At 71.6% G+C, this 24,255-nt stretch carries 25 protein-coding genes; 8 read left to right on the top strand and 17 right to left on the bottom strand.

Annotated elements, in window-relative coordinates:
* Nucleotides 1-1,653, top strand: coding sequence for an FAD-dependent oxidoreductase (locus tag AB0H62_RS46195; RefSeq protein WP_360592473.1), 1,653 nt, complete (start codon nt 1-3; stop codon nt 1,651-1,653).
* A 14-nt stretch (nt 1,654-1,667) separates the two neighbouring features.
* Nucleotides 1,668-2,135, top strand: a complete 468-nt coding sequence (locus AB0H62_RS46190) for a nuclear transport factor 2 family protein (protein ID WP_360592471.1) — start codon at nt 1,668-1,670, stop codon at nt 2,133-2,135.
* A gap of 45 nt (nt 2,136-2,180) precedes the next feature.
* Here the strand turns inward: AB0H62_RS46190 and AB0H62_RS46185 are convergent, their stop codons facing one another.
* Nucleotides 2,181-2,660, bottom strand: a complete 480-nt coding sequence (locus AB0H62_RS46185; protein ID WP_255638813.1) for a DinB family protein — start codon at nt 2,658-2,660, stop codon at nt 2,181-2,183.
* 148 nt (nt 2,661-2,808) lie between these two features.
* On the opposite strand from AB0H62_RS46185, the gene AB0H62_RS46180 reads away from it, so the two are divergent.
* Together AB0H62_RS46180 and AB0H62_RS46175 are read left to right on the top strand one after the other, a co-directional pair.
* Nucleotides 2,809-3,762, top strand: a complete 954-nt coding sequence (locus tag AB0H62_RS46180; protein ID WP_360592469.1) for a YafY family protein — start codon at nt 2,809-2,811, stop codon at nt 3,760-3,762.
* A 27-nt stretch (nt 3,763-3,789) separates the two neighbouring features.
* Nucleotides 3,790-4,194: a VOC family protein gene (locus tag AB0H62_RS46175; RefSeq protein WP_220238939.1), complete on the top strand. Its 405-nt coding sequence runs from the start codon at nt 3,790-3,792 to the stop codon at nt 4,192-4,194.
* Nucleotides 4,195-4,200: 6 nt separating this feature from the next.
* On the opposite strand, the gene AB0H62_RS46170 is transcribed toward AB0H62_RS46175, so the two are convergent.
* The 6 genes from AB0H62_RS46170 to AB0H62_RS46145 are packed head-to-tail and all read right to left on the bottom strand — an operon-like array spanning nt 4,201 to nt 11,047.
* A complete protein-coding gene (locus AB0H62_RS46170) occupies nt 4,201-5,391 on the bottom strand; it encodes an amidohydrolase family protein (RefSeq protein WP_360592467.1) in 1,191 nt (396 codons plus the stop codon).
* Nucleotides 5,388-7,517: an acetate--CoA ligase family protein gene (locus AB0H62_RS46165; RefSeq protein WP_360592465.1), complete on the bottom strand. Its 2,130-nt coding sequence runs from the start codon at nt 7,515-7,517 to the stop codon at nt 5,388-5,390. Before AB0H62_RS46165 ends, AB0H62_RS46170 begins: the two co-directional genes overlap by 4 nt.
* On the bottom strand, nt 7,514-8,335 hold the full coding sequence (locus AB0H62_RS46160) for an enoyl-CoA hydratase-related protein (RefSeq protein WP_220238936.1): 822 nt from the start codon (nt 8,333-8,335) through the stop codon (nt 7,514-7,516). Before AB0H62_RS46160 ends, AB0H62_RS46165 begins: the two co-directional genes overlap by 4 nt.
* Before the next feature lie 36 nt (nt 8,336-8,371).
* Nucleotides 8,372-9,181, bottom strand: coding sequence for an amino acid ABC transporter ATP-binding protein (locus AB0H62_RS46155; protein ID WP_304504292.1), 810 nt, complete (start codon nt 9,179-9,181; stop codon nt 8,372-8,374).
* The gene (locus AB0H62_RS46150) at nt 9,165-10,097 is read right to left on the bottom strand and encodes an amino acid ABC transporter permease (RefSeq protein ID WP_360592463.1); all 933 of its coding nucleotides are present in this window, start codon (nt 10,095-10,097) and stop codon (nt 9,165-9,167) included. The genes AB0H62_RS46155 and AB0H62_RS46150 overlap by 17 nt, the downstream gene beginning before the upstream one ends.
* Nucleotides 10,094-11,047, bottom strand: a complete 954-nt coding sequence (locus AB0H62_RS46145) for a transporter substrate-binding domain-containing protein (protein WP_220238934.1) — start codon at nt 11,045-11,047, stop codon at nt 10,094-10,096. The genes AB0H62_RS46150 and AB0H62_RS46145 overlap by 4 nt, the downstream gene beginning before the upstream one ends.
* A 279-nt stretch (nt 11,048-11,326) precedes the next feature.
* On the opposite strand from AB0H62_RS46145, the gene AB0H62_RS46140 reads away from it, so the two are divergent.
* On the top strand, nt 11,327-11,995 hold the full coding sequence (locus AB0H62_RS46140; protein ID WP_220238933.1) for a GntR family transcriptional regulator: 669 nt from the start codon (nt 11,327-11,329) through the stop codon (nt 11,993-11,995).
* Between the two features lie 308 nt (nt 11,996-12,303).
* Here the strand turns inward: AB0H62_RS46140 and AB0H62_RS46135 are convergent, their stop codons facing one another.
* The 9 genes from AB0H62_RS46135 to AB0H62_RS46095 form a co-directional block, all read right to left on the bottom strand.
* A complete protein-coding gene (locus tag AB0H62_RS46135; RefSeq protein WP_360592461.1) occupies nt 12,304-13,137 on the bottom strand; it encodes a TIM barrel protein in 834 nt (277 codons plus the stop codon).
* Nucleotides 13,134-14,015, bottom strand: coding sequence for an NAD(P)-dependent oxidoreductase (locus AB0H62_RS46130; protein ID WP_360592459.1), 882 nt, complete (start codon nt 14,013-14,015; stop codon nt 13,134-13,136). The genes AB0H62_RS46135 and AB0H62_RS46130 overlap by 4 nt, the downstream gene beginning before the upstream one ends.
* 163 nt (nt 14,016-14,178) lie before the next feature.
* Nucleotides 14,179-15,192 (bottom strand): lysylphosphatidylglycerol synthase transmembrane domain-containing protein, encoded by a 1,014-nt coding sequence (locus AB0H62_RS46125; RefSeq protein ID WP_360592457.1) that lies wholly within the window; start codon nt 15,190-15,192, stop codon nt 14,179-14,181.
* The gene (locus AB0H62_RS46120; RefSeq protein WP_360592456.1) at nt 15,192-16,301 is read right to left on the bottom strand and encodes a glycosyltransferase family 4 protein; all 1,110 of its coding nucleotides are present in this window, start codon (nt 16,299-16,301) and stop codon (nt 15,192-15,194) included. Before AB0H62_RS46120 ends, AB0H62_RS46125 begins: the two co-directional genes overlap by 1 nt.
* A 159-nt stretch (nt 16,302-16,460) precedes the next feature.
* Entirely contained in the window at nt 16,461-17,963 is a 1,503-nt protein-coding gene (locus tag AB0H62_RS46115) for a CYTH and CHAD domain-containing protein (protein WP_220238930.1), read from the bottom strand.
* Between the two features lie 49 nt (nt 17,964-18,012).
* Nucleotides 18,013-18,468: a hypothetical protein gene (locus tag AB0H62_RS46110; RefSeq protein WP_220238929.1), complete on the bottom strand. Its 456-nt coding sequence runs from the start codon at nt 18,466-18,468 to the stop codon at nt 18,013-18,015.
* A 72-nt stretch (nt 18,469-18,540) separates the two neighbouring features.
* On the bottom strand, nt 18,541-19,380 hold the full coding sequence (locus tag AB0H62_RS46105; RefSeq protein ID WP_220238928.1) for an aldo/keto reductase: 840 nt from the start codon (nt 19,378-19,380) through the stop codon (nt 18,541-18,543).
* 39 nt (nt 19,381-19,419) lie between these two features.
* Nucleotides 19,420-19,788 carry an STAS domain-containing protein gene (locus AB0H62_RS46100; RefSeq protein ID WP_360592455.1) on the bottom strand — a complete coding sequence of 123 codons (369 nt, stop codon included), beginning with the start codon at nt 19,786-19,788 and terminating at the stop codon, nt 19,420-19,422.
* Between the two features lie 97 nt (nt 19,789-19,885).
* Complete coding sequence (locus AB0H62_RS46095; protein ID WP_360592454.1) at nt 19,886-21,289, bottom strand: PLP-dependent aminotransferase family protein; 1,404 nt, start codon at nt 21,287-21,289, stop codon at nt 19,886-19,888.
* Nucleotides 21,290-21,371: 82 nt separating this feature from the next.
* On the opposite strand from AB0H62_RS46095, the gene AB0H62_RS46090 reads away from it, so the two are divergent.
* Nucleotides 21,372-22,583, top strand: a complete 1,212-nt coding sequence (locus tag AB0H62_RS46090) for an MFS transporter (RefSeq protein WP_360592453.1) — start codon at nt 21,372-21,374, stop codon at nt 22,581-22,583.
* 239 nt (nt 22,584-22,822) lie between these two features.
* Here the strand turns inward: AB0H62_RS46090 and AB0H62_RS46085 are convergent, their stop codons facing one another.
* Nucleotides 22,823-23,236 (bottom strand): SsgA family sporulation/cell division regulator, encoded by a 414-nt coding sequence (locus AB0H62_RS46085; protein ID WP_220238926.1) that lies wholly within the window; start codon nt 23,234-23,236, stop codon nt 22,823-22,825.
* 257 nt (nt 23,237-23,493) lie between these two features.
* On the opposite strand from AB0H62_RS46085, the gene AB0H62_RS46080 reads away from it, so the two are divergent.
* Together AB0H62_RS46080 and AB0H62_RS46075 are read left to right on the top strand one after the other, a co-directional pair.
* The gene (locus AB0H62_RS46080) at nt 23,494-23,649 is read left to right on the top strand and encodes an EsaB/YukD family protein (protein WP_360592451.1); all 156 of its coding nucleotides are present in this window, start codon (nt 23,494-23,496) and stop codon (nt 23,647-23,649) included.
* A complete protein-coding gene (locus AB0H62_RS46075) occupies nt 23,650-23,925 on the top strand; it encodes a hypothetical protein (protein WP_360592449.1) in 276 nt (91 codons plus the stop codon).
* The last annotated feature ends 330 nt before the right edge of the window (nt 23,926-24,255 follow it).

The raw sequence follows: 24,255 nt of genomic DNA, 5'->3' as shown, positions 1-24,255 counted from the left end.
ATGACGAAGGATTCAGTCGCCCCGCGAGAGAGCGCCCGGCCCGCGACACTCACGTCCGCGGACGTCGAAGCCGACGTGGTCGTGGTCGGTGGCGGAGGCGCCGGCCTGCCCACCGCGCTGTTCAGCCGGTGGCTGGGCAACGAGGTGGTCCTGCTGGAGAAGGCACCGGAACTCGGCGGCACGGTCAAGAAGGCCGCGTTCTGGTACTGGGTGCCGAACAACAAGCCCATGCGCGCGCTCGGCATCGAGGACCGATTCGAGGACTTCCTCCGCTACGTCGCGCGCCTGTCCCAGCCGACCCGGTTCGACCCGGCGAGCCCGACGGCCGGCCTCACCGACTGGGAAGCCTCGATGGCCCGCGCGTTCTACGACAGCGCCGGCCCCGCCGCCGAGCTGCTGGCCGAGCACGGCGCGCTCACCTACCGGCATTGCCCGGACGTGCCGGACTACTGGTCGGAACTGCCGGAGGACAAGGCTCCGAAGGGACGCGTGCTGGTGCCGGAAGGCGCCCGGGAATCGATGTCCGACGGCGGCGAAGTGGCAGTCCGGCAGATGTCCGCGGCCGCCGAGCGCGACGGTGTGGACTTGCGCACGGGGCACCGGGTCCAACGGCTCGTCGTGGACGGTGTCCGCGTTGCCGGTGTCGAGGCCACGACCGCCGCCGGGCAAACGGTGCGGGTGCTGGCGCGCAAGGGCGTCGTGTTCGCCACCGGCGGCTTCTCCCACGACGACGAGCTGCGCCGCGACTACCTCGGCGTCCCCGCCTACCCGGGCTGCGCGGCGGTGACCAACGAGGGCGACTTCGTCCGCATCTCCTCCGCGATGGGCACGCAGTTCGCCACCATGAACCACGCCTGGATGTGCCCGGTGCCGCTGGAGAAGACCGGGCGGCCCGACCTGGTCGGCATGTTCTCGGTGGCCGGCGACTCGATGATCCTCGTGAACCGGCGGGGCGAGCGCGTGGCCAACGAGAAGCTGCCCTACAACGAGGCCGCACGGACGTTCTTCCGATGGGACCCGGCCGCGGGCGAGTACCCGAACCTGGTGCTCGTCCAGGTGTGGGACCAGCGCAGCCAGGACCATTCCGCCGGCGACGAATACGGCCGCCTGATCGTCCCGCCGGGCAGCGACGACTCCCACGTGGTCAAGGCGCGGACGCTCGACGAGCTCACGGTGAAGATCCGCGAGCGCCTCGCGGCCCACGCCGCCGAGACCGGTGGTTTCACCCTCGCCGACGACTTCGCCGAGAACCTGCCCCGGACGATCGACCGGTTCAACCGCTTCGCCGCGAACGGCAAGGACGAGGACTTCGCCCGCGGCGAGACCGCGATCCAGCTGGTGTTCAACGGTCCGGTCAAGGAGGAGCCCGGCCGCGAGAACCCGACGATGTGGCCGATCAGCGACACCGGTCCGTACTACGCCGCGCTCGTCACCGGCGGCGTCCTCGACACCAAGGGCGGCCCGCGGACCGACCCGGACGGACGGGTGCTGGACGACCTCGGTGCCCCCATCCCGGGACTCTTCGGGGTCGGCAACTGCGTGGCCTCGGCTTCGGGCCGCGCTTACTGGGCGGGTGGCGCTACGCTCGGCCCGATCATCGCGTTCGCGTACCGGGCCTCAGGCGCCGTGGACCGCGCCTGGCGGCCCGCCTGAGGGCAGGAGCCGAAATGGCCTTGAGCACGCAGATCATGACCGACGAGCAGCGCAAGTCCGTGGCGATGGAATACCTCAAAGCCTTCGACCGCGGCGGCGTCACGTCGAGCGGTGGCGGCATTCTCGACCTGTTCGCCGTCGACGCGCAGGTCTACTTCCCGAAGTGGGGCATCGCGGACGGCCGCGACGAGATCGGCCGGATGTTCTCCGACGTCGGCGGCACCCTGAAGGCCATCAAGCACCACTACTCCGAGCTGACCTGGATCTTCTCCGGCAGCGACCTCGTCGTCGTCGAAGGCACCAGCCACGGCGAGCACCGCGACGGCCCGTGGCGCGCCGGCTTGCCCGACTGGGCGGCCGGCCGATGGTGCGACGTGTTCGAGATCCGGGACTGGAACATCCACCGCTGCTTCATCTACCTCGATCCGGATTACGCCGGGCAGGACACGGATCGCTACCCGTGGCTCGCTGAAGAGAAGTAGCGCGGCCGGCGGGCGCCCGAGGACGTGGCGCCCGCCGGCGCGCGGTCAGCCCATGCTCTTCGCGCCGTCGAGCGACTCGCGGATGATGTCGGCGTGGCCGGAGTGCTGCGCGGTCTCGGCGATGATGTGCACGAACACGCGCCGCGCCGACCAGCTCGCGTTCTCCTCGAACCACGGCGCCTTCGGCAACGGCTGGGTCGCGCCCAGGTCGGGCAGCGTGGCGACGAGCTCGTCGGTCTTGGCGGCCACGTCGGCGTAGACGGCCAGCACGCCTTCCAGCGTCTCGCCGGGCAGCAGGGCGAAGTCGTTGGCGCGCTCGGCGAAGTCGGCTTCGGTCATCTCCGCGAAGTCCGGCATGGCCGCCGGGCCCTGCACGATGAACTCCGCCCAGCCGCGTTCCACCGACGTCACGTGCTTGATGAGGCCGCCAAGGCACAGCTCGCTGGCCGTGGTCCGCAGACGGGCCTGGTCATCGGTGAGGTCGCGCGTCGTGAACCGCAGGAAGTGGCGGTGCTTTCCCAGCATCGCCAGCAGGTCGGCGCGCTCGCCCGTCGTCACGTCGGTCGTCAGGGTCTCGTTCACGGCTTCGTCCTCTCGTCGGTGTCTGCGTACAAACCTAAGGTAAAACCCATTCCGGCCACTTTGTGACCTCAATAGACGAGAATCTGGATTCATGGCCAACACGAGCTCGCGAACCCTGCGGTTGCTGTCGCTGCTGCAGACGCACCGGTACTGGCCCGGCCAGGAGCTGGCGGGGCGCCTGGAGGTGTCGATCCGGACGCTGCGCCGCGACGTCGACCGGCTGCGTGAGCTGGGGTATCCCGTCGAGGCGCAGCGCGGCGTCGACGGCGGTTACCAGCTCGCGCCGGGCGCGACGCTGCCGCCGCTGGTGGTCGACGACGAGGAGGCCGTGGCGCTGGCGGTGGGCCTGCAGGCCGCCGCGCAGGGTTCGGTCGAGGGCATCGCGGAGTCGTCGCTGCGCGTACTGGCGAAGGTGGTGCAGGTGATGCCGGCCCGGCTGCGGCGGCGCGTCGACGCGTTGCGCGCGATGACCGTGCCGCTCGGCTGGAACGGCGCGCCCGGCCCCAGCGTCGACCCCGGCGTGCTCACGGCCATCGCGCTCGCCTGCCGCGACAGCGAACGGCTGCGGTTCTCCTACACCGCCGCCGGCGGCCTGCAGACCGAGCGGCACGTCGAGCCGCTTCGCCTCGTACCGGTGGGCCGCCGCTGGTACCTCGTCGCGTACGACCTCGCCCGGCACGACTGGCGCAGCTTCCGCGTCGACCGCCTCAGCGACCCGCACGGCACCGGCGCCCCGTTCCGCCCGCGCGAGCTGCCCGCGACCGACGCCGCCGAGTTCGTCCGCGCCGGGCTCGACAACGTCGCGCGGCCCTACCGGGTGGAGGTCGTCGTCGAGGCGCCGGCCGCCACCGTACGCGAGCGCATCGGCCAGTGGACCACGGTCGAGGAGCTCGATGCCGGCCGCTGCCGGGTACTGATGACCGCCGACGCGCTGGACTGGCCCACCCTCGCGCTCGGCGTCGTCGGCGCTGAGTTCCGCGTGGTGACACCGCCGGAGTTGCTGGACCGCGTGCACGAATGGGCAGCGCGCTTCAACCGGGCGTAGGTATCGTGAGTTCCTCGGGAGGCTGCCATGGCCACAGTCAGCGTGCGCTACCTCGTGGACGACGTCGACGCCGCGATCGGGTTCTACCGCGACCACCTCGGATTCAGCGAGGTGATGCACCCCGCCCCGGCCTTCGCGATGCTCGCCCGCGGTGACCTGCGGCTGCTGCTCAGCGCGCCGGGCGGCGGGCCCGGTGGTGGACAGGCCCTGCCGGACGGCCGGGTGCCCGAGCCGGGCGGCTGGAACCGATTCGCGCTGGAGGTCGAGGACCTCGACGCCGAGGTCGGTCGGCTGCGCGCGGCCGGGGTGGCGTTCCGCGGCCCGGTCGTCGACGGGGTCGGCGGACGGCAGGTGCTGATCGAAGATCCGTCCGCCAACCCGGTCGAGCTGTTCCAGCCCACCCGCGCCGAAGCTCGCCTCGACGCGGGCTGAACGAAGTCAGCGCACCTTCGCGGGCTCCGCCGGCGTCGGGGCCCAGCCCCAGCTGTGCGGCGCCTCGCCCGGCTCCACGATCGTGCCGGCGCGCACGGTGAGCACCGGCACGAACGCGCGGTCCAGGCGCAGCGATGCGCCCACCGCGTCGGACACCGACCAGTCGCCGGAGACGACGTCGAGCACCGACAGGTCGGCCGGGCGCCCGACCTCCAGCCGGCCCGCGCGGTCGGCGATGCCGGCGGCCGCGGCCGGGCCCGCGGTGGCCATGGTGAGCACCTCGGGCACGCTGAAGCCCAGCGCGAGGTAGCGGCTGAGCACCTCGGTGAGGCTGAAGACGATCTCGCCGTGGCCGGTGAGCGTCATGTCCGTGCTCACCGCGTGCAGCGGAATCCCCTGGTCCAGCACCCGGCGGGCGACGTCGAACGACAGGTTCTTGCAGCCGTGCGCCGAGTCGAACAGCACGCCCCGTTCGGCCGCGGCCAGTGCTTCGGGCAGCACCACGCCGTCGGCGTCCAGCACGCCACCGGGGTTGGCGGTGTAGACGTGCGTGACGATGTCGCCGGCGTCGAGCAGGTCGAGCGTCTCCGGGCCGACGCGCGGGCCGGCCAGGCCGCCGATGTCGCCGACGTGCACCATCAGCGGCACCCCCGCCTCCCGCGCCACCGCGCGAGCGGTCCGGAGCATCTCCAGACCCGGGCCCTGCAACGCGGGCGACACCATGCGCACCTTGATCCCCCGCACCAGGCCGGGGTTCTCGGCCAGCACGCGGCGCACGCCGTCGGGGTCGAGGTCGTCGGCGGTGGTCACGTCGGGTTTCACCGCGAGCCCGCGCCGTCCGATGTGGACGAACGGCACGACCTGCGTGCGGCACGACGGCAGCAGCGCCTTGAACTCCACGAAGTTCTCCGCGCCGGAGCTGCCCGCGTCGACCACCGTCGTGACGCCCGAGAGCACGCCGGCGACGTCCGCGTCCAGGCTGAGCGCGGAGCCGGGCGCGAACACATGCGTGTGCAGGTCCACGAGCCCCGCCGTGACAAGGCTTCCGGTCACGTCAACCACGCGCGCGGCACCGGCACGATCGAGGTCGGGCCCGATCGCCGTGATGACCGAACCGGTGACGGCCACGTCGAGCCGCCCGGAAAGCCCGGCACCGGCGTCGACGACCTCACCACCGACCAGCAGCAGATCCGTCACTGTCCCGCCTCACTCACGACCAGCAGCCCGTCGAGCGCCACCGCGCGGCCGGCGGTCACCGAGACCGGGTTCAGCTCCAGCACGAAGCCCGGCCACGGCAGGCTTTCGACGAACCGGGAAAACCGCACGAGGAACGCCACCGCCTGCGCGCCGGCCTGCTCCAGGGCAAGTCCCTTCGACTTCCCCGTGGTCCGCAGCCGCCGCAGCAATGCCAGAGCCGCGGCTTCGTCCAACGGCGCCAGCGCGAAGCTGACGTCGTCGATCAGCTCCGTCGCCACTCCCCCGGCGCCGCACGACACGACCGGACCGAACACCGGATCGCGGAATCCCGACACGAGCAGCTCCGTGCCGCCGACGGCGGACTGCTGCACGAGCACACCCAGCAGATCCGCGCCCAGTGCTTCGGTGCGCGCCGCGAGTTCGCGGTACGTCTGTTCCGCGGTGGCCCGGTCGCCGACGCTCAGGCGCACCAGCCCGACCGCCGCGCGGTGCGTGATCTGTGGCGAGAGCGCTTTCAGCACCACCGGGAAGCCGAGTTTCTCCGCCAGCGCACCGGCTTCCTCGGCCGAGTGGGCGGTTTCGCCGCGCAGCACGTCGAAGCCCGCCTCCGCCAGCAGCCGGTGCACCTCGTGCTCCGCCACCACGTCACCACTGGACACGGCGGGCAGCGTGGCCTCGACGACCGGGGTCACCAACTCCGGCGCCGCCGCCAGGATCGCGCGCGAAACCTCGTCGTCCGTCCTGATCGGACCCGTGAGCAAGCCCAGCGTCTCGACCGCCACGCGCTGATCGTCGAACACGTGCAGACCCGCGTCCGTGTACAGCTTCACGGCCTCGGCCGTCGCCCCGCGCGAGTAGACGGCGACCGCCAGCTCACCCTTGCGGTGCAGGTCGATGACCGGCCCGGCGATGTCCTCGGGGTACACGATCTCGCCCACGCTGAACTGCGTCAGCAGCACATCGGCTTCACCCGACTTCGCCACCGCGTCCAAAGTGGACGACAGCTGCGAGCGCCACTTCTCCTGCACGTAGGCCTCGGGGGTGAGGTCGACCGGGTTCTTCGTCGACGCGATCTCCGGCATCGTCGGGGCCAGCGCCGCGCGCGTTTCCGGCGACAGCGCAGGCACTTCCAGCCCGGCCAGCGCGCACTGGTCGGACGCCAGCACCCCGGCACCCCCGCCGTGGCCCATGATCACGACCCGGCGGCCCCGCAGCGGCGGCAGCCCGGCTCGGCCGTGGAGGTACCCGGCGGTTTCGAGCAGCTGCTCCACGGAATGCACCTGCACGGCACCTTCCGCTTCCAGCAACGCGTCCCACACCCGCGTCTCGCCGGCCAACGCGCCGGTGTGCGCGGCGATGGCCGCCGCGCTCGCGGCCGAGTGACCGACCTTCAGCACCAGCACCGGCTTGCCGAGCTCGCGTGCCCGGCGCAGCATCTTCGCGAACCGGGCGCCGTCGCGCACGCCTTCCAGGTACGCCAGCACGATCTCGGTGCCCGGGTCCTCGACCACGGTCTCGAGCAGGTCGACGACGCCGAGGTCGACCTCGTTGCCCGTGCTGATCATGTACCGGAAGCCGATGCCGGACTCCTGCGACCACGCATGCGCGTTGGCCGCGAGCCCGCCGCTCTGGCTGACCATGGCGATGCCGCTGGTCAGCAGCTCGTCGGTGCCGCGCAGCCAGGTCGCGAACGTGCCCGTGAACCCGATCGCCGTGTTCACCACGCCGAGGCAGTTGGGCCCGATCAGCCGCACGCCCGTCGAGCGCACGACCTCGGCCAGCTCGGCCTGCAGCCGCTCGCCCTCGGGGCCGTTCTCGCTGAACCCGCCGGCCCACGCGATCGCGCCGGGGATGCCGGCCTCGTGCAGCTCGCGCGCGACGCCGGACACGTTGGCCGCGCCGAGGCCGATGATCGCCACGTCGACGTCGGACGGCAGTTCGGCGATGGAGCGGACGGCCGGGTAGCCGGCGACGGTCTCCGCGGTGGGGTGCACCGGGTACACGTCGCCGGCGAAGCCGAACTTCCGCATGAGGGCCGCCGCCGTGCCGCCGCGGTTGCCCTGCCGGTCACTGGCCCCGATCACCGCGACCGAACGCGGCGCCAGGATGCGTTGCAGTGGCGTCACTTGCCCTGCCACACGGGTGAGCGGCGCTCGACGAACGCGCGGCTGCCTTCCTTCGAATCGTCGGTGGCGGCGACGTCGCGGTCGAGCTGGCGGGTGTACTCGTCCAGGGCCGGGTTGAGCGACGAGATGCGGTACACGCGCGTCGCGGCCTGCACGGCGCTGGGCGAACCCGCGACGACCATCGCCGCGAGCTCCTCGGCCTTCGCCAGGATCTCGCTCTGCGGCGCGACCTTGTTGACGATGCCCTGGCTGTAGCAGTCCTGCGCGGTCAGCCGGCCGTTGCACAGCGTCAGGAACGCCGCCGTGGCGCGGGGCAGCGCGAGGAACTTCGCCTGCGGCGAGCCGAGGCGCCCGACGTTGGTGTGCTGGTCGCCGAGCCACGCGTCGTCGGCCATCACGCGCAGCTGGCACTGCATCACGAGCGTCAGGCCGACGCCGACGGCGAACCCGTTGATCGCGGCGATGAGCGGCTTGTCGAGGTTCGCGTCGTACGGCATGCCGCCGCCACCCCAGTAGTACGCGGGGTTCGACGGGTCCTCGTGCGGCGTCTGCTGGCCCTTCGCCTGGTACTCGGCGAGGAACTTGATGTCGCGCCCGGCGCAGAACGCCTTGCCCTCACCGGTCAGGATGCCGACCCGCACCTCGGGGTCGCGCTGCATGTCGAGCCACACCCGACGCAGCTCGCGGTAGGTGAAGGTGTGCAGGGCGTTGCGCACCTCGGGCCGGTTGATCGTGATGTACGCGACGTGGCCCTTCTTCTCGTACTTCACGAACTCCAGGTCGTTCGGCATGGTCGACGGGTCGTAGGTGCCGGGCATCGGCGCGGATCTCCTCTGGTCGCAGGGAAAGCAGGGTTACAGCTGACGCAGGAACGCACGGGCTCGGTCCGTGCGCGGGTTGTCGAAGAACTCGGCGGGCGGCCCGGCCTCGACGACCTTGCCGTCGGCCAGGAACACCACCTGATCGCCCACTTCACGGGCGAAGCGCATTTCGTGCGTGACCACGACCATCGTCATGCCGTCGGCGGCGAGCTCGCGCATCACGCGCAGCACCTCGCCGACGAGCTCGGGGTCGAGCGCCGAGGTCGGCTCGTCGAACAGCATCACGTCGGGCCGCTGCATGAGCGCCCGCGCGATCGCCACGCGCTGCTGCTGCCCACCGGACAGCTGCACCGGGTGGGCGTGGGCGCGGTGCTTGAGGCCGACGCGCTCGAGGATCGCCAGCCCGCGTTCCTCGGCCTCCTCGCGTTCGAGCTCGCCGTGCAGCAGCGGCGCGAGCGTGAGGTTGCCGAGCGCGGTGAGGTGCGGGAACAGCTCGAAGTGCTGGAACACCACGCCGAAGCGGCGCCGCTGTTCGAGCAGCTTCTTGCGCGGCATGTCGTGCAGCTTGCCGCCGCGCACCACGCGCCCGATGATCTCGCCGTCGAGCAGCACGTGGCCTTCGTCAGGGGTGAGCAACCCGTTGATGCACCGCAGGAGCGTGCTCTTGCCGGAGCCGGACGGGCCGATCAGGCAGGCGACCTGGCCCTCGCCGAGCGTCACGTCGACGCCGTCGAGGATCTTCGCTTCGCCGTAGCTCTTGCCGACGCCGACGATCTCCAGCAGGTCCGCGCGGGTCTGCTTCACGGGCACCTCGCCTGTCGTGTTCTCATGCGCTGCGAGCACCGGCGTCTCCTTCCGTGGCGATGACCGCCTCGGGCGTGCGGACGCGGCGCCGGTAGGCGCTGGCGCGGCGTTCGAGGTAGCGCTGGCCGACACTGGCGAGGCTCGTCAGCACGAGGTACCAGATCGAGGCGACGAACAGCATTTCCATCGTGGCGAGATTCTGCGACGCGATCTGCTCGGCGACGCCCAGCACCTCCGTGCCGGCGATGGCGTAGACCAGCGACGTCGACTTCAGCAGCATCACGAACGTGCTCCCGGCGGGCGGGATCATCACCGGGATCGCCTGCGGCAGCACGACTTTGCGTTCGATCTGCCACGTGCTCAGCCCCATCGCCGCGGCCGCTTCGCGCTGCGACTCGGACACCGACTGGGTGCCGGCCCGCACGATCTCGGCCAGGTACGCGCCCTGTTCGAGCGAGAGCGCGACGCCGCCGGCGACCATCGGCACGAGCACCGAGTTCGTCGAGACGGACCAGAGGCTGAGATCGGTGAACGGGAGCCCGATCCCGAGCCGCGGCAGGAAGAGCGCGAAGTTGCCGAAGATCAGGATGAACACGATCAGCGGCACGCTGCGGAAGAACCACACGTACAGCCAGCTCGCCGTGCGCGCCACCGGGTTGCGACTGACCCGCATGTACCCGACGACGATGCCGATGATCGAAGCCACCACGAACGACACGAGGGCGAGCGCGATCGCGCCGAGCACGCCTTCGAGGATCCGCCAGTCGAACAGGTAGCGGCCGATCACCGAGAGGTGGATGTTGTCGTTGTGCAGCAGCGTGTTCAGGATGATCAGCAGCACGACCGCGAGCGCCAGCCAGGAGATGATCCGGCCGACGGGCGAGCGTACGGCGTGCTGCTGCGGGATCGGGTCGGCGCGGGTGAACCGTCGCCCGGGGTGGGTTTCGGTGGTCATTTGGTGGCCTGGTTCAAGGTCGCGGTGGGCACCAGCTGGTTCTGCGGCAGACCGAAGCCGGTGAGGATCTTGGCGTAACTGCCGTCCTTGATCATCGCGTTGACGGCGGCCTGGAACGCGGCGGCGAGCTTCGGCTGGTTCTGGGCGATGGTGAAGCCCTCGTCGCCCTCGTCGATCTGCTCGGCGATCGCGTCGTTGGCCTTGGTGGCCACGAGCTTGCCCTGCGACTGCTGCGCGGTGTAGACGACGGTCGGCGTGGGGATCATGCCGCCGTCGACCCGCCCGGACTGCACGGCGAGCACGATGTCCGCCGTCGCCGAGAGGCCGACCATCTGCGGGGCCGGTTTGCCGCCCTGCGTGCAGTGCTTGACGATGTCGTTGAAGATCGCGACGGTCGCGGCCGCGGCCTTGCCGAGACCGATCTTCTTGCCGCACACGGCGTCGAGCGTCTCGAACTGCGAAGCCTTGTCGGCCGTCGCCAGGATGCCCTGGAGGTTCTTGAACGCGCCGACGACGTTGGCCTTGGCGATGATGTCGGCGTTGGCCGCGCTGGCCGAGCCGCTGACCACGATCTTGCCCGCCTGCATGGCGGGCAGCTGGTCGGGGTAGAGCACCTGCTGCCAGGCGACCTTCAGGCCCATCATCCCGGCGGCGTGCTCCACGAGCTTCACCACCGCGCCGGTGGGCGTTTTGGTGCCGGTTTCGTACATGGCCATGGGGGCGGCCTGGAAGTTCGCGCCGCCGTTGATCGTGCCGGCCGCCGCGATGTCGGCGGGGACGAGCGCCTTGATCGCGGGGTCGACCGCCGCGGGGGCGACGGCCGCCGCGGCCGGCTGGCTCGCGGCGGCGGACCCGGCCGGAGCACCGACCGGGGTGTCCGTGTTCGAGCAGCCGCTCAGTGCGGTCGCCACGGCGACGCCTGCGGCCAGCGAAAGCACCAGCTTCTTCATGGGGACTCCTCAGTCCAACTGCACTGTTGAGCTGCCTGTCGAGCAGCGCTCACAGTGCCCCACTGGTCCGGTCGAGTCAAGTACTTGACTGACCAAACTTGTATGACAAGTATTTCTGCAGAGCCGGACTTGCCGTACCTCGTCCGGGTGGATCAGTGCGCGCTCGCCTACACTGGGAGCGCTGTCGTTTCCCGGCCCGACCTGGCCGGGACGTGGGGCTGCGGCGCCGGTGCAGGGGGCGGCGGGCACACGAGGGATCAACCACAGGAGGTGCCAGCGGTGTCGTCGGTACTCGGATCGCCGTCATTGACCGAGTCGCTCAGCGACGCACTTCGCCAGCAGATCATCCGCGGCGAGGTCGCTCCCGGTCTCCGGCTCACGGAGGCGTGGGTGGCGAGCCGGTTCGACGTCGCGCGCCCCACGGCCAAGGCCGGCCTCGACCGGCTGGTCGCCGAAGGTCTGCTCCGCCGCGGCCCCCGGCGCAGCTCGATCGTGCCGCAGCTGTCCACTGAGGACATCCGCGACATCTACTTCAGCCGCGAGCCCGTGGAAACCCTCGCGGTGCGCACACTCGCGGAGGCCAAGAACGTGCCCGCCGACGCCCAGCAGGCGCTCAACATGATGCGCCTGGCCGCCGAGCAGTCGCTGCACTCCGACCACACCGAGGCCGACGTCGCGTTCCACCGCGCTCTCGTCGCGGCCGCCGGCAGTCCCCGCCTGCAGCGCATGCACGGCACCGTGATGGGCGAGGCGCAGCTCTGCATCGCCCAGGTTCGCCGCACCGCCTCCACCGACCTGGTCGAGCTCACGGCTCGCCACGCGGCCATCATCGAGGCCATCCGCGAGGGCGACGGGTCCATCGCGGAAGAAGCGATGCGCGCCGACCTGCACGGCTGCCGCGACATGCTGCTCGCCGACGCGGCGAAACGCGCGGGGGTCGCCGTCTGACGGCGTCTCTTCGCCGGCGGTGCGGATCGCTGCCGGGTTGGTCTCGACCGCCGCTGCCAGCGGAGTAGCCGGCGGGTATTGGCACGTCATCACTGAGCCGAGTTCTCCGGCGGGCGACCGGGCTTGAAGCGCGCCCACTCGCCGCGAGTGGCACGAGTTCACCCACCACAGCCGGGCCGCACGCGCCTTTCAGGCGTGCGGCCGTCCGGGACGCCGCGGCCGGAATGCGCTAGCGCGCCGCGCGGCGAAGCCAGGCCGCCGTCACCAGCCGGCCGCCCAAGCCCGCCGGCGCCGCGGCCTGGCCACGGTCACCAGCCCAAGCGGGGAACTCCTTCAAGCCAGGCCAGGGATTCCTCCGTCGGCACCGTCGGTTTGTATTCGCACGCCACGTTGCCGCGGTAGCCCGCCTGCCAGAGTCGCTCGAGCACGTCCGCGAAGTCGACTTCGCCAGTGCCCGGTTGGCCGCGGCCGGGGGCGTCGGCGAGCTGGACGTGGGCGATGAGCGCGGCGTGGGTGTCGATGACCTGCTCGAGGTCGTCGCCGCTGGTGGTGAGGTGGAAGGTGTCGAAGAGCAGGCCGATGGTGTCCGCGCCGGTGTCGGTGCGGGCCTGCTCGACAACGCGCGCGCCGTCGGCGGCGGTGGTGAGGGGGTAGGCGCCGTTGAGGCCGCGGCCGAGAGGTTCGACCAGGACGGTGCCGCCGACCTTGCCGAGGCGCTGGGTCGCGGTGGCGAGCTGTTCGCGGGCGACGGCGTCCTCTTCAGCGGGGTCACCGCCGTCGGCGCGTTGGCCGTAGAGGGCGTTGAAGGCCGGGCAGCCGGTGCGCTCGGCGATGGCCACGACGAGGTCGAGGTTGGCCGCGAACTCCTCGCGCCGCGCGGGGTTGGAGACGATGCCGCGTTCGCCGCCGGGCATGTCGCCGGCGAAGAGGTTGAGGCCGGCCAACTGGACGCCCGCGTCGGAGATCGCGGCCACGAACTCGTCAACCTCCGCGGCCGCAGGCACCGCCGAGGGCCACGGCCACCACGTCTCCACGGCAGTGAACCCGGCACTCGCCGCGCGCGCGAAGCGTTGCAGGTAAGGGACTTCCGCGAACAGCAGCGAGACGTTCGCGACGAGCCGCAGCTTTCCGTCCTCGGTCATCGGGCGCTCCACTTCTCGACGCCGGACAGCGCGGCCACCTGCGTCAGCAACGCGGAGTGGTCCAGTCCACCGGATCCGGTCGCGCGCAACGACGCCATCAGCTCACCCACGAGCGCGCCGGCCGGCGAGAATACCCCGTTCGACCGGGCGGCGGCGCGGTAGATCTCCAGGTCCTTGTGGTGCAGGTCCACGCGAAAGCCGGGCTCGAACTTCCCGGCCAGCATCGCCTCACCCTTGCGCGCCAGCACGGTGCTGCCGGCGAGGCCGCCGCCGAGCACGTCCACCGCGGGCGCGAGGTCCACGCCGTGCGTCTCCAGGAACACGAGCGCCTCGGACACCAGCTGCAGCGTCCCCGCGACGAGCAGCTGGTTCGCCGCCTTCACCGTCTGGCCGCTGCCAGGGCCGCCGACGAGCACGATCGTCGTGCCCATCGCCTCGAGCACCGGCCGCGCGCGCTCCAGCGTCTCTGGCGCGCCGCCGACCATGATCGACAGCTTCGCTTCCTTCGCGCCGGCCTCGCCGCCGCTCACGGGCGCGTCGAGCATCGGCATCGACACCTCCGCGGCGCGTTCGTGCAGCTCACGTGCCACGTCCGGGCGGATCGTGCTCATGTCGACCAGCAGCGTGCCGGCGGCGGCCGCCTTGAAGACGTCGGCGTACACGGCCTGCACGTCGGGGCTGTCCGGCAGCACCGTGACCACGACGTCGGCGCCGGAAATGGCTTCGGCGAGCGACGGGGCGAGCGCGCCACCGCCCTCGGTCAGCGGACGGCCTCTGTCCGCGGTACGGGTGAAGCCTACGACGTCGAAGCCCGCTTTGACGAGGTTGAGCGACATCGGGAGACCCATGACTCCCAGGCCGACGACCGCGATCCGCACTCTGTCTCCCTCCGATGGGCGCCCTGGAATGGACGCCGGTTGGACGGGTGCCACCTTTCCTCGTGTCCGGCACGTCGGTCAAGTACTTTTGTCAGGTGAATTTTGTCTAGCAAGATTACCCTGCGAGCGGACACAGCGGTACCGCACGAGGACGCGGTGATCGTCAGGCGGCCGAGTGCGCGGGCACCCGAGCCGGCGCGGGAACCGGAGTACGCGTCGGCAACGCCGTCGGTGCGGCCGGCCGGCGACGCAGCGAGCCGAGCCACTGGACCAGCAGCACAGCACCGCCGGGAGCCGTGGACAGAAGCCCCAGCAACCCGTACACGACAGCGACCGTCACCCCCTGCTGCGCGCCCAGCCCCGCGGCGGCGAACGCCAGCGCAGCGACACCTTCGCGCGGCCCGAACCCGCCGACGTTGATCGGCAGCCCCATCGCCAGCAGCGCGAGCACGAGCAGCGGCAGCAATGTCATCAGCGAAGCGGTGGCGCCGGCCGCGTGCGCCGCGACTACGAAGAGCGTGAGGTGCCCGGCCAGCGCCACGAGCGACAACGCCGTGACCCGCGGCCAGGTGCGCAGCCCCAGCAGCCCCGCGCGAACGTCCGCCATCGACTCGGCGAACCCCCGCCGCCACTTCGTCGCGCTGTGCAGCCAGCGGTCGCCCGTGCTGCACGCGACCGTGAGCACCACGATCGCGACGAAAAGAACCCCGGCGCCTGCGACAGTCAGCACATCGTGTGCAACCCCGGGCAACACGGCAGGTCGGAAAATCAACACGGCGAGTCCGGCCGCCACCACCACGACCTGTCCGGCTGTGCGTTCGAGCACAACAGCTCGCACACCCCGCGCCACGTCACCGGCCTGCCGGCCGTGCTCGACCGCCCGGTGCACGTCGCCGAGGATCCCGGCGGGCAGCACACCGTTGAGGAACTGCGCGCGGTAGTAATCCGCCACGGCCTGGCGCAGCGGCAGCCGCAGGCCCAGCCGCGAAGCGACCACGCGCCAGCGCCAAGCACTCACGACGGTGGTCAGCAGCCCGATCGCCAGCGCGGCCAGCACCGGCCCCAGGCCGATCACGCGCAGGCCGTCGAGGAAAGCGTCGGTGCCGAGGCGCCACGCCAGCACCCCGATGATCGCGAACCCGGCGAGGATTCGGAACCACGACCAGAACGTACGCATCAGGCCACCTTGATCGGGATGGAACGCCAGCGGGAAAGGACTTCGGTGAGCCGGCGGGCCGCGCCGTCCCACTCTTCGAGGGCGCTGCCGCGGCCGAGCGCCGCCGTGCGCAGGTCACGCCGCAGCTCGGCGTTCGTCACCCAGCTGCGCAGCGCGGAAGCGAGGGCGCCCGGCTCGCCGGGCGGCACGAGCAGGCCAGGCACGGCGCCGTCCGACGAGCGGCCGAGCGCGTCCGGCACCCCGCCGACGTCGCTGGCCACCACGGGGATGCCGCGCGCCAGGGCTTCGGTGATGACCATGCCGTAGGTCTCCGCGTGCGAGGGCAGCAGCACCAGGTCGGCGCGGTCGTACGCCGCGTCGAGTTCGGCGCCGGACTTCGGGCCGCTGAAGGTGACGCGTTCGGCGAGGCCGAGGCGGTCGACGGACCAGCGCAGCTCGTCGACGTACTCCGGCGCGCGCGTCAGCGAGCCGACGAAGTCCACGGTGAGGTCGAGGTCAGGCAGCTGGGCCAGCGCTTCGACGAGCACGTCCTGGCCCTTGCGCGGGGTCACCGCCGCCACGCACAGCAGCCGCGAAACCCCGTCGGTCCCCGACGCCAGCGGCGCCAGGTCCACGCCCGGCTCCACCACGGCGACCGTCGACGGCCCGAGGCGGTGGCGGCGGATCAGTGTGCGCGCGGCCGTCGGGCTGGTGGCCACGACCTGGCGCACCACCCGCAACGTCTCGCGCTCGCACGCGTCGAGCTCGGCGGCGTGCACGGGGTCCAGGCCGGTCTCGTCGGCCAGCGGCAGGTGTACGAGCACGCCCAGCCGCAGCCGCCGCGCGTGCGGCACCACCACGTCGGGCACCCCGCACGCCACCAGGCCGTCGATCAGCACGGTCGTGTGGTCCGGCAGCGCCGCGAGCGCCCGCGCCAGCCGCGCGCGCCCCGTCGGCCCCGGCTCTGGCCACGATCCGGGCACGGCGACCTGCAGCACGGGCACCCCCGCGCCCGGCAGGCTCTCGCACATCCGCCGGTCGTAGGTGTTGCCCCCGCTGGGCTCCGTGACGTCGTCCACGTTGCCCGGCAGCACGAACGCGACCACGTCCCCGGCCCGATGACTCCGCACGTTGCCTCCTCACGCCGCTCTCACCCAGCAAACACGAACGACAGGTGCCGGCGGTTCAATCACGCCCGGAATTCCCACCCCACGAACGGGCGATGGCCGAGTACCGAGGCACCTCGCCCCGACACCCGGCCACCGTTCGTGGTCCCCTCGCCGCGCGGCCTACAGCCACTTCGGCGAGTTCCCCTTTTCGAGCCGCTTCCACCGGCTCACGAACTCCCGCTGCATGCCCGCGCGCACTCCCCCACCGGTCCCGTACAGCACGCCGAACGTGAACCCGACGCCTTCATCGCGGCCATCGACACCGAGGCGGTACACGACCGGCCCCGCCACCACCCAGTCCTGGTGGTCACCGAGCAGCTGCTGCACGTTCTTCACGTTCTTGCGCCACACGCGCACCTTGTCGCCGAACACGGGCCGCACCACGTCCGCCGCGTAGCGGGCGCGCTTGGCCTTCTTGCGCACGTCGTGCAGTGCGTGCTCCAGCTCCCGGCCGGACAGCCCGTGCGCCGCCTTCTCCGCCTTCCGCAGCTTCCCCGCGGCTTTGCGCACCGGCTTGCGCAACACCTTCTTCGCAGGTCCGGCGTCGGTCGGCACACCCGACACCACGGCGTCCAGCTCCTGCACCAGAGCCAGGTACCGCTTGCCGCGCAACGCTTCCAGCACCTTCTTGCGCGCGTCCACGGCCTCGCGGGAGAACCGCCGCGTCAGGAACTGGTCGACCGGACCGACCACGAGCTCGGCCGACGCGCCGTCGAGCCACTCGCGCACGAGCGCCTCGACGACCTCGCCGTCACGGGCCGGGCCCAGCTCGCCGCCCAGCCACTTCAGCTCGCGCGTCACGCTCGGAATCCGGTCGTCGTCCACAATGGACGAGAACGTCCGCAGCGCGCTCCGCAGCTTCCTCGACGCCACGCGCAGCTGGTGCACGGAGTCCTCGACGTCGCGCCGCACCCCGACGTCGGCTCGCCGCAGCGCCGCGAACTGCTCCCGCAGGTAGGCGCCGACGACCTCGCCGGCGTCCGGCCGCTTGCCCACCACCTGCCCGTTGGGCACGCGGTCGCCGATCAGCCGCCGCAGCTTCGAAGGCCACTGCGACGTCCGGGCGCCTGCGTCGACCAGCGTGCTCTCCAGCTCGTCGAGCAGGTCCGGTGTGGCGTCGCCCTTCAGTTCCACTTCGAACTCGCGCCACCGGTCCAGCCGCGCGGTCTTGCCGCCGACCTCGCCGGTCACGTGGTCGTCGGTCACCGTCGCCACGATCTGGCCCGACGCGTCGGTGAGGCGATGCTCGAACCGGTCGGTCTTGAGGTGCGCGATCGGCAGCAGCTTGTGCCCCAGGGTGTGGGCGCGCAGCAGCTGGTTCAGCTCGCGGGGCACCTTGCCGTCGTCGGCGCCGAGCGGGACTTGCAGCTCCTCGCGCTCGTCGGGCCCGACCGGCAGCTTCAGGTGCCATCCGGCGTCGTGCCCGCCCACGCGGCGGCGCAGGGTGATCCCGGCGCGTACGAGGGAAAAGCCGGCGGTGTCGTAGTACGTCGCGTCGAGCTGCTCCTCGGCCGGAGCGTCCTGGCCCTGCACCGTCCCGCCGCCGACGAACTCGGGGACCACCGCGTCCTGCGCGACCTCGTACTTGCGCTCGCGTTCGATTTCGACCACGGGTCTGTTCATTCCGTCACTCCTCAGGTTCGTTCACGAAAGTCTGAGGCATGAAGGGCGTTCACGGCGCGCGATGCTCCAGCGGTGGGCTCACGTCCGGATAGCTCGCCTCCTGGGCCGGCACGGCCGTGGTCACCGCCGTTCCGCGTTGCTCGGCCTCCCGGCGCGAAATCCTGCGGTTCACCACGGCCTCGCCCACCTGCTCGCCGCGGATGCGGCCCAGCACGGTGAGCGTGATGGCGTGCACGATCGCCAGCACCAGCAGCAGCACGCCGACGCGGCCCACCACGCCGGGCAGATCGCTGTCGCCCAGCGGAATCGTGGACAGCAACGCCAGCAGTCCCAGCGTCACCAGGTGGAACAGCACCGTGACCAACCGGGTCATCGACGCGCCGGCGGCCGGGTCACCATAGGAACTCTCCAGGTACCCGCGTCCGCTGCGGTAGATGACCTGCCCGTCGATCAGCACGAGCACCACACCGATGGCGAGGAACGAGACGTACGCTTCTGTGCTCATCCCGGCACACTCCTTCCGGCCTCTTCCGAAGAACTACCCCTCGACCAGCGGGGGAAAACCCGCGGCGACGGTTCAGCCGCGGAACGTGTCGGGGTGCGGGCCCGTGCGGTGGTCGGCGTCGAGCTTGCCGATCGCTTCCAGGTCCTCGTCGGCGAGTTCGAAATCGAACACGTCGATGTTCTCGCGGATGCGCGAGGGCGTGGCCGACTTCGGGAACACGATGTTGCCCAGCTGCAGGTGCCAGCGCAGCACCACCTGGGCCGCGGTCTTGCCGTGCTTGTCCGCCAGCCCGGTCAGCACCGGGTCGGACAGCACGGCCGCCTGCGCGAGGGGGCTCCACGCCTCCGTCGCGATGCCGTGCGCGCGGTGGTAGGCGCGCATTTCGGTCTGCTGCAACGCGGGGTGCAGTTCGATCTGGTTCACCGCCGGCACCGTGCCGGTCTGGCGGGCGAGCTCTTCGAGGTGCTCCACCTGGAAGTTCGACACGCCGATCGAGCGCGCCTTCCCGGCGCGCAGCAGCTCTTCGAAGCCTTCCCAGGTGCGCACGTACTTGTCCTGGTGCGGCAACGGCCAGTGGATCAGGTACAGGTCCACGTATTCGAGGCCGAGCCGGCGCAGGCTGCCTTCGAGCGCGTTGATCGCATTGTCGTGGCCTTGGGCGTCGTTGGCGAGCTTCGTGGTGACGAAGACTTCCTCACGAGGCACACCCGACTTCTCGATGCCCTCGCCTACACCGGCTTCGTTGCGGTACATCTGCGCGGTGTCGATGTGGCGGTAGCCCGCCTCGAGCGCGGTCCGCACGGCGTCGGCGGTGTCGTCCTCCGGGATCTGGAACACGCCGAACCCGAACTGCGGGATGCGCACGCCGTTGTTCAGCTCGAGGTCCGGGACGTTCGTTGTGTGAGCAGTCATGATCTCGGCCTACCCGAGGCCCCGGGCCCCGAAACTCGCTCAGGACGCGACCGCGGCCGCCAGCGCTTCGGTGAGCGTCGTGTGCACGGCCAGCGTGTCGGACGCGCCGGTCACGTCGAGGCAGCGGCGCACGCCGTGCACGCCGTCACACACCACGGTGAACGAAACAGCCCGATCGTGCGCGGCGAACAACGCGCGGATTCCGGCGCAGCCGAGGAACTCGACGCGGGAGAGATCCGCCACCACGGGCCCGCCGAGCTGCGCGGCGTCCGCGAGTGCTTTGGCGAAAACGTGGGCGGTGGCGGCGTCGAGGTCGCCCACCGGGGTGAGCACGCGGGTGCCCTCGTGGTCGGTGGTCGTGATGGTGAGCTCCGCCGGTATCGAGACCGGGGAAAACGGGGTGTTCATGGAGCGCTCCTCTCGCAGGAACCTGCAGGGGCGCTGACCGGAGCACGTGTCTGAACAACAGCCAACACGTCCGACCGTACGCCGGTGTGCTGTGAGGTCAACCCTCGTCGAACACACGTTTCAGTACGGCGAGCCCGGCCGCGATCTTCTCCGGGGCCACGGCGCCGTACCCGAGGGCCAGCCCGGACGGCGCGGGTTCCCCGCAAAGTCCCGCCAATGTCTGCACGCCGACACCGCCCCGGTTCGCCCGTGCCGCAACAGGTTCCACGTCCACTTCGGACAGTGCACACAGGTGCAACCCGGCAGCCGAGGGCACCGGCGTGAGCAGTTCCGCGAATTCCTCGTGCAGCAGCGTCGTGATGTGCTCGTGGCGCGCGGCGTATTCGCGCGTCGCCTTGCGGATGTGGCGGGCGAACAGGCCCTCGTCGAGGAACCGGGCGAGCGCGGCCTGCGCGTGGTGGTCGCCGTGCCAGTCGGCGAGCTGCCGGGCGTGGAGGAGCGCGTCGCGCAACGAGCGTGGCGCGATCAGGAAACCCAGGCGCAGCACGGGAAGCAGCGTCTTGGAGAACGAGCCGACGTAGGCGACGCAACCGGCGCGGTCGAGGCTCTGCAACGGTTCGAGCGGCCGGTCGGAGAACCGGAACTCGCTGTCGTAGTCGTCCTCGATCACGAGCGCGCCGGCGCGCTCGGCCCAGTCGAGCAGCGCGGTGCGGCGCGCGAGCGACATCGGCGTGCCCAGCGGGAACTGGTGCGACGGCGTCACGTACACCAAGCGCGTGCGCGCGGGCAGCGCCGAAACCTGCAACCCCTCGCTGTCCACGGGTACGCCGACGATTTCGGCGCCGTGCGAACGGAACAGCAGCCGCGCCATGCGGTAGCCGGGTTCTTCCATCGCGATGCGGTCGCCGGGTTCGAGCAGCACGCGGCACAGCAGGTCGAGCGCCTGCTGGGCGCCTTGCGTCACGAGGACGTCGTCGGCGTCGGCGCGCACGGACCTCGAAACGCCGACGTGGCGCGCGATCGCCGCCCGCAGCCCGGCGTGGCCCGCGGGGTCGCCGTACTGCGCGAAACCGGTTCGCCGCAGCTCCGCCGACAGCAGCCGGCGCCAGGTCTGCAGCGGGAATAGCCGCGCGTCGGGGATACCGACGCGGAAGTCGTACTCCGGATCGGCGCCCGCCGGCTCGAGCGGGGGCAGCGTCCGCCACACCTCGCGCGGGCGCAGGGCCGAACCGGCGGGTGCGTGTCTCGTCCGGCCGGCGGGCAACTCGGCGGACACGTAGGTGCCGGAACCGACGCGGCCGGAAAGGAACCCGTCGGCGGTGAGCCGGTCGTAGGCCACGGCGACGGTGTTGCGGGAGACCGACAGTCGTTTCGCCAGCTCACGGGTGGGCGGGAGGCGTTCGCCGGAGCGCAGCCGGCCGTCGAGGATCGCGTCGCGCAGCTCGCGGTAGATGCGTGTGCCGAGGTCGCCGCGCCCGGCGAGCGTCACGTGGAAGTCCACCTCCGGCAGCCTACATTGGCCCGGTCCTGATGCGCGAAATTGGATCTCGTGCAGGGCCAAACGCTCTTTTAACTTCTACGGCATGACGACGATCGAGCGCCCCGCCTCCGTGACCAGCTCGCGGCCCGGCCGCCTGCTCGCGGGCGCGCAGCTCGCCGCTTCACTGGGCGATGGTGCTTTTCTCACGTGCTCGGTGCTGTATTTCACGCGTGTTGTCGGATTGACACCAGGCCAGGTGGGGCTGGGCCTCACGCTGGGCTGGGCGGTCGGCACGGTCGCCGGCGTGCCGCTCGGGAACGTGGCGGACCGCCGGGGTGCGCGGGGCGCGGCGGTGCTGCTTTCGGTGGCGACCGGGCTGGCGATCACGGCGTTTCTGTTCGCGGGTTCGGCGTGGACGTTCACGCTCGCCGCTTGTTGTTATGCCACCGGTCAATGTGGGGTCAGCGCCGTGCGGCAGGCTCTGCTGGCCGCGGTGGCGGAACCGCAGCAGCGCACGCGGATCCGCGCGCACCTGCAGTCGGCCGGCAATGCGGGGCTGGCCGTCGGAGCGGGACTCGGCGGGCTCGCGCTGCTGGCCGACACGCCCGGCGCTTACGTCGCCGCGTTCTCCCTCGACGCGGCCGCGTTCGCAGTGTCCGCCGTGCTGCTGCGCCTGCTGCCGGCCGTCGCGCCGGTGCCGCGGGTCAAGGGCGAGCCGGCGCTGGCCGTGCTGCGTGACCGGCCCTACGCGCTCGTCACACTGTTGAACGCGATCCTGTTGCTGCGCATGCCGTTGCTGAGCGTCGCGATTCCACTGTGGATCGTCTCGCGGACCGCCGCTCCCGAGTGGACGGTGTCGGCCCTGTTCGTGCTGAACACGATCGTGGTTGTGCTGGGCCAGGTGCGCGTGGCGACGCGGGTGACCGGCCTGCGCTCGGCGACGCGGCTGGTGCGGCACTCCGGGGTGCTGCTGGCCGTGTCCTGTGTGGCGTTCGCGCTGTCGGCGGCGGGCTCGTCGGCGACGGTGGCCGTCGCGGTGCTCGTGGCCGGAGCGCTGCTGCAGGTGCTCGGGGAGATGCTGCAGTCGGCCGGTACCTGGGGAATCGGGTTCGACCTGGCGCCTGCCACGCGGCAGGGCCAGTACCAGGGGTTCTTCGGGACCGGCACGTCCGTGGCCCGGATGGCGGGCCCCGCGCTGCTGAGCACGGTGGTGGTGCAGTGGGGCACCCCCGGCTGGCTGCTGGTGGGTGCGGTGTTCGTGGCCGCCGGGTGGGCGATGGGTCCCGCCGTCCGGTGGGCCGGACAGCGGGGCTGAGAACCCGGCGGCGCGGCGGCTTTGGTGCCGCTCAAGCCCCAGTGGTGCGGGGCCTCGGTGTCGCTGAGGCCCCGGTGATGCGGAGAGTGCGAGGGGCTCGGCGAAGTTCGGTGGTGCAGACGGCTCAGTGGTATGAGCCACCCGGTGGCGCTGCGTCTCGGTAAGCGGAGTCTCGGTAAAGCGGAGCCTCCGTACAGCTGAGCCCCGGTGCAGCTGAGTCCCCGATGGCGCCGGGGAGCTCAGTCCCGCAGGGCCAGCTTCGCGAGCTCCTGGTCGAAGTCGAACCACAGGGCCTCGTCGCCGGCCGGCACCTCGTCGTAGGTGCGGTCGAGGAAGTCGGCCAGCTCGTCGGCCGGGGCTTCCAGCACGGCGGAGCCGTCGGGGGCATTGAGCTCCACGACCACTCGGGCGTCGTCGGCTGCCGGGCGCACTCGCACGTCGCCGTCTCCGGCGGGGGCGATGAGGCCGTCGGCGAGCAGGTCGCGGCCGAAGAGCCAGCGGACGACACCGGGGCCGGCGTGGTAGCCGACGGAAATGGCGTACGGGTCCGACGGGTCGTACTCGAGGTCAGCGCGCACCGGCAGCGGAACGCTCCCGAACGTGCGCAGCCCGAAGACGATCGTCGCGTGAACGACGGGGGGCTCGGTGCCCATGGCGGTACCTCCTTCATCTCGTTCTTGGGTCGAAGCAACTCACGGCTCAACGTGAATGTTCCTCTATGAGTAACGCCCCGTAAGAGTACGAGCTGCCCGACAACCGATCTTTCACCCCTTTGGTGGAGACGGACGTCTCATGCGCTCACTCATCGGCATGAAGAGCGTCCCCGAACGATGTCCGGAAGCTGCCGAGGGCCCCCACGGGCCGCGCTCCCCCGTCGTCGTGAGCCGCACGAGCCCCGGGAGGACGGACGATGACCACAGGCCTGGTGAGGGTGACGATCGACGCGCCGGACCGCCGCATGGACCTGGCGCTGCGGGACCGCTCGCCGGTCGCGGAACTGCTACTCGGCTTGGTGCGCCGCGCCGGCGATGCGCTCGCCGACGAGGGCGTGCACGACGGCGGCTGAATGCTGCGCCGCCCCGACGGCACCCCCGTGACGGAGGCGAGCGCCCTGGGCGCCCAGCGCGTGCGCGACGGTGAGGCGCTTCACCTTGTGCCAAGGGGCACAGACTGGCCGGAACTGGAGTACGACGACCTCGCGGCAACGGTCGCGGCCCGCGCCGACCGGCTGTGGGCTCCCCGGCACGCGCGGGCGCTGGGCCTGGCTGGGGCGGGCGCGGCCGTGCTGCTGACGCGGCTCGCCGTGCTGCACTCCGGCCCGCCGTCAGCGCGGCCGCGCTGACGGCCGGTGGGGTGGCGGTGCTGCTGCTCGTGGCGGCCACGGTGCTGTCGCGCGCTGGGTGATTCCGGCGCGGGTGCCGCGCTCGCGGCCGCCCGCCTGCCGCTCGCGTTCGCCGCGGGCGCGCCGGCCCTCGGCGGGCCGCCGCCGACGTGCGGAGCGGGCACGAGCCCGGGGCTGTTCGGCGGTGCCCTCGCTTTCGGTGCGCCGCAGGTGCTCGCGGGGTGCGCGGCCGTGCTGGTGACCTCGGTGGTGGCGCTGGTGGCCGTGGCGGACCGGGTGGCGGTGGTCGTGGGCGGGCTCACGGCGAGCGTGCTCGCCGGACCGCCGCGT

The organism is Amycolatopsis sp. NPDC050768, assembly GCF_040654155.1.
Lineage (GTDB): Bacteria > Actinomycetota > Actinomycetes > Mycobacteriales > Pseudonocardiaceae > Amycolatopsis.
This window is presented reverse-complemented; position numbering and strand designations above follow the sequence as displayed.

What these genes read in the sequence shown, in the direction of transcription:
- AB0H62_RS46075 (WP_360592449.1), top strand. Translation starts at nt 23,650, where the DNA reads ATGCTGCGCCGCCCCGACGGCACCCCCGTGACGGAGGCGAGCGCCCTG.
- AB0H62_RS46105 (WP_220238928.1), bottom strand. Translation starts at nt 19,380, where the DNA reads ATGACTGCTCACACAACGAACGTCCCGGACCTCGAGCTGAACAACGGC.
- AB0H62_RS46085 (WP_220238926.1), bottom strand. Translation starts at nt 23,236, where the DNA reads ATGGGCACCGAGCCCCCCGTCGTTCACGCGACGATCGTCTTCGGGCTG.
- AB0H62_RS46145 (WP_220238934.1), bottom strand. Translation starts at nt 11,047, where the DNA reads ATGAAGAAGCTGGTGCTTTCGCTGGCCGCAGGCGTCGCCGTGGCGACC.
- AB0H62_RS46110 (WP_220238929.1), bottom strand. Translation starts at nt 18,468, where the DNA reads ATGAGCACAGAAGCGTACGTCTCGTTCCTCGCCATCGGTGTGGTGCTC.
- AB0H62_RS46195 (WP_360592473.1), top strand. Translation starts at nt 1, where the DNA reads ATGACGAAGGATTCAGTCGCCCCGCGAGAGAGCGCCCGGCCCGCGACA.
- AB0H62_RS46125 (WP_360592457.1), bottom strand. Translation starts at nt 15,192, where the DNA reads ATGCGTACGTTCTGGTCGTGGTTCCGAATCCTCGCCGGGTTCGCGATC.
- AB0H62_RS46135 (WP_360592461.1), bottom strand. Translation starts at nt 13,137, where the DNA reads ATGACCGAGGACGGAAAGCTGCGGCTCGTCGCGAACGTCTCGCTGCTG.
- AB0H62_RS46115 (WP_220238930.1), bottom strand. Translation starts at nt 17,963, where the DNA reads ATGAACAGACCCGTGGTCGAAATCGAACGCGAGCGCAAGTACGAGGTC.
- AB0H62_RS46175 (WP_220238939.1), top strand. Translation starts at nt 3,790, where the DNA reads ATGGCCACAGTCAGCGTGCGCTACCTCGTGGACGACGTCGACGCCGCG.
- AB0H62_RS46185 (WP_255638813.1), bottom strand. Translation starts at nt 2,660, where the DNA reads ATGCTGGGAAAGCACCGCCACTTCCTGCGGTTCACGACGCGCGACCTC.
- AB0H62_RS46180 (WP_360592469.1), top strand. Translation starts at nt 2,809, where the DNA reads ATGGCCAACACGAGCTCGCGAACCCTGCGGTTGCTGTCGCTGCTGCAG.
- AB0H62_RS46080 (WP_360592451.1), top strand. Translation starts at nt 23,494, where the DNA reads ATGACCACAGGCCTGGTGAGGGTGACGATCGACGCGCCGGACCGCCGC.
- AB0H62_RS46090 (WP_360592453.1), top strand. Translation starts at nt 21,372, where the DNA reads ATGACGACGATCGAGCGCCCCGCCTCCGTGACCAGCTCGCGGCCCGGC.
- AB0H62_RS46100 (WP_360592455.1), bottom strand. Translation starts at nt 19,788, where the DNA reads ATGAACACCCCGTTTTCCCCGGTCTCGATACCGGCGGAGCTCACCATC.
- AB0H62_RS46160 (WP_220238936.1), bottom strand. Translation starts at nt 8,335, where the DNA reads ATGCCCGGCACCTACGACCCGTCGACCATGCCGAACGACCTGGAGTTC.
- AB0H62_RS46190 (WP_360592471.1), top strand. Translation starts at nt 1,668, where the DNA reads ATGGCCTTGAGCACGCAGATCATGACCGACGAGCAGCGCAAGTCCGTG.
- AB0H62_RS46150 (WP_360592463.1), bottom strand. Translation starts at nt 10,097, where the DNA reads ATGACCACCGAAACCCACCCCGGGCGACGGTTCACCCGCGCCGACCCG.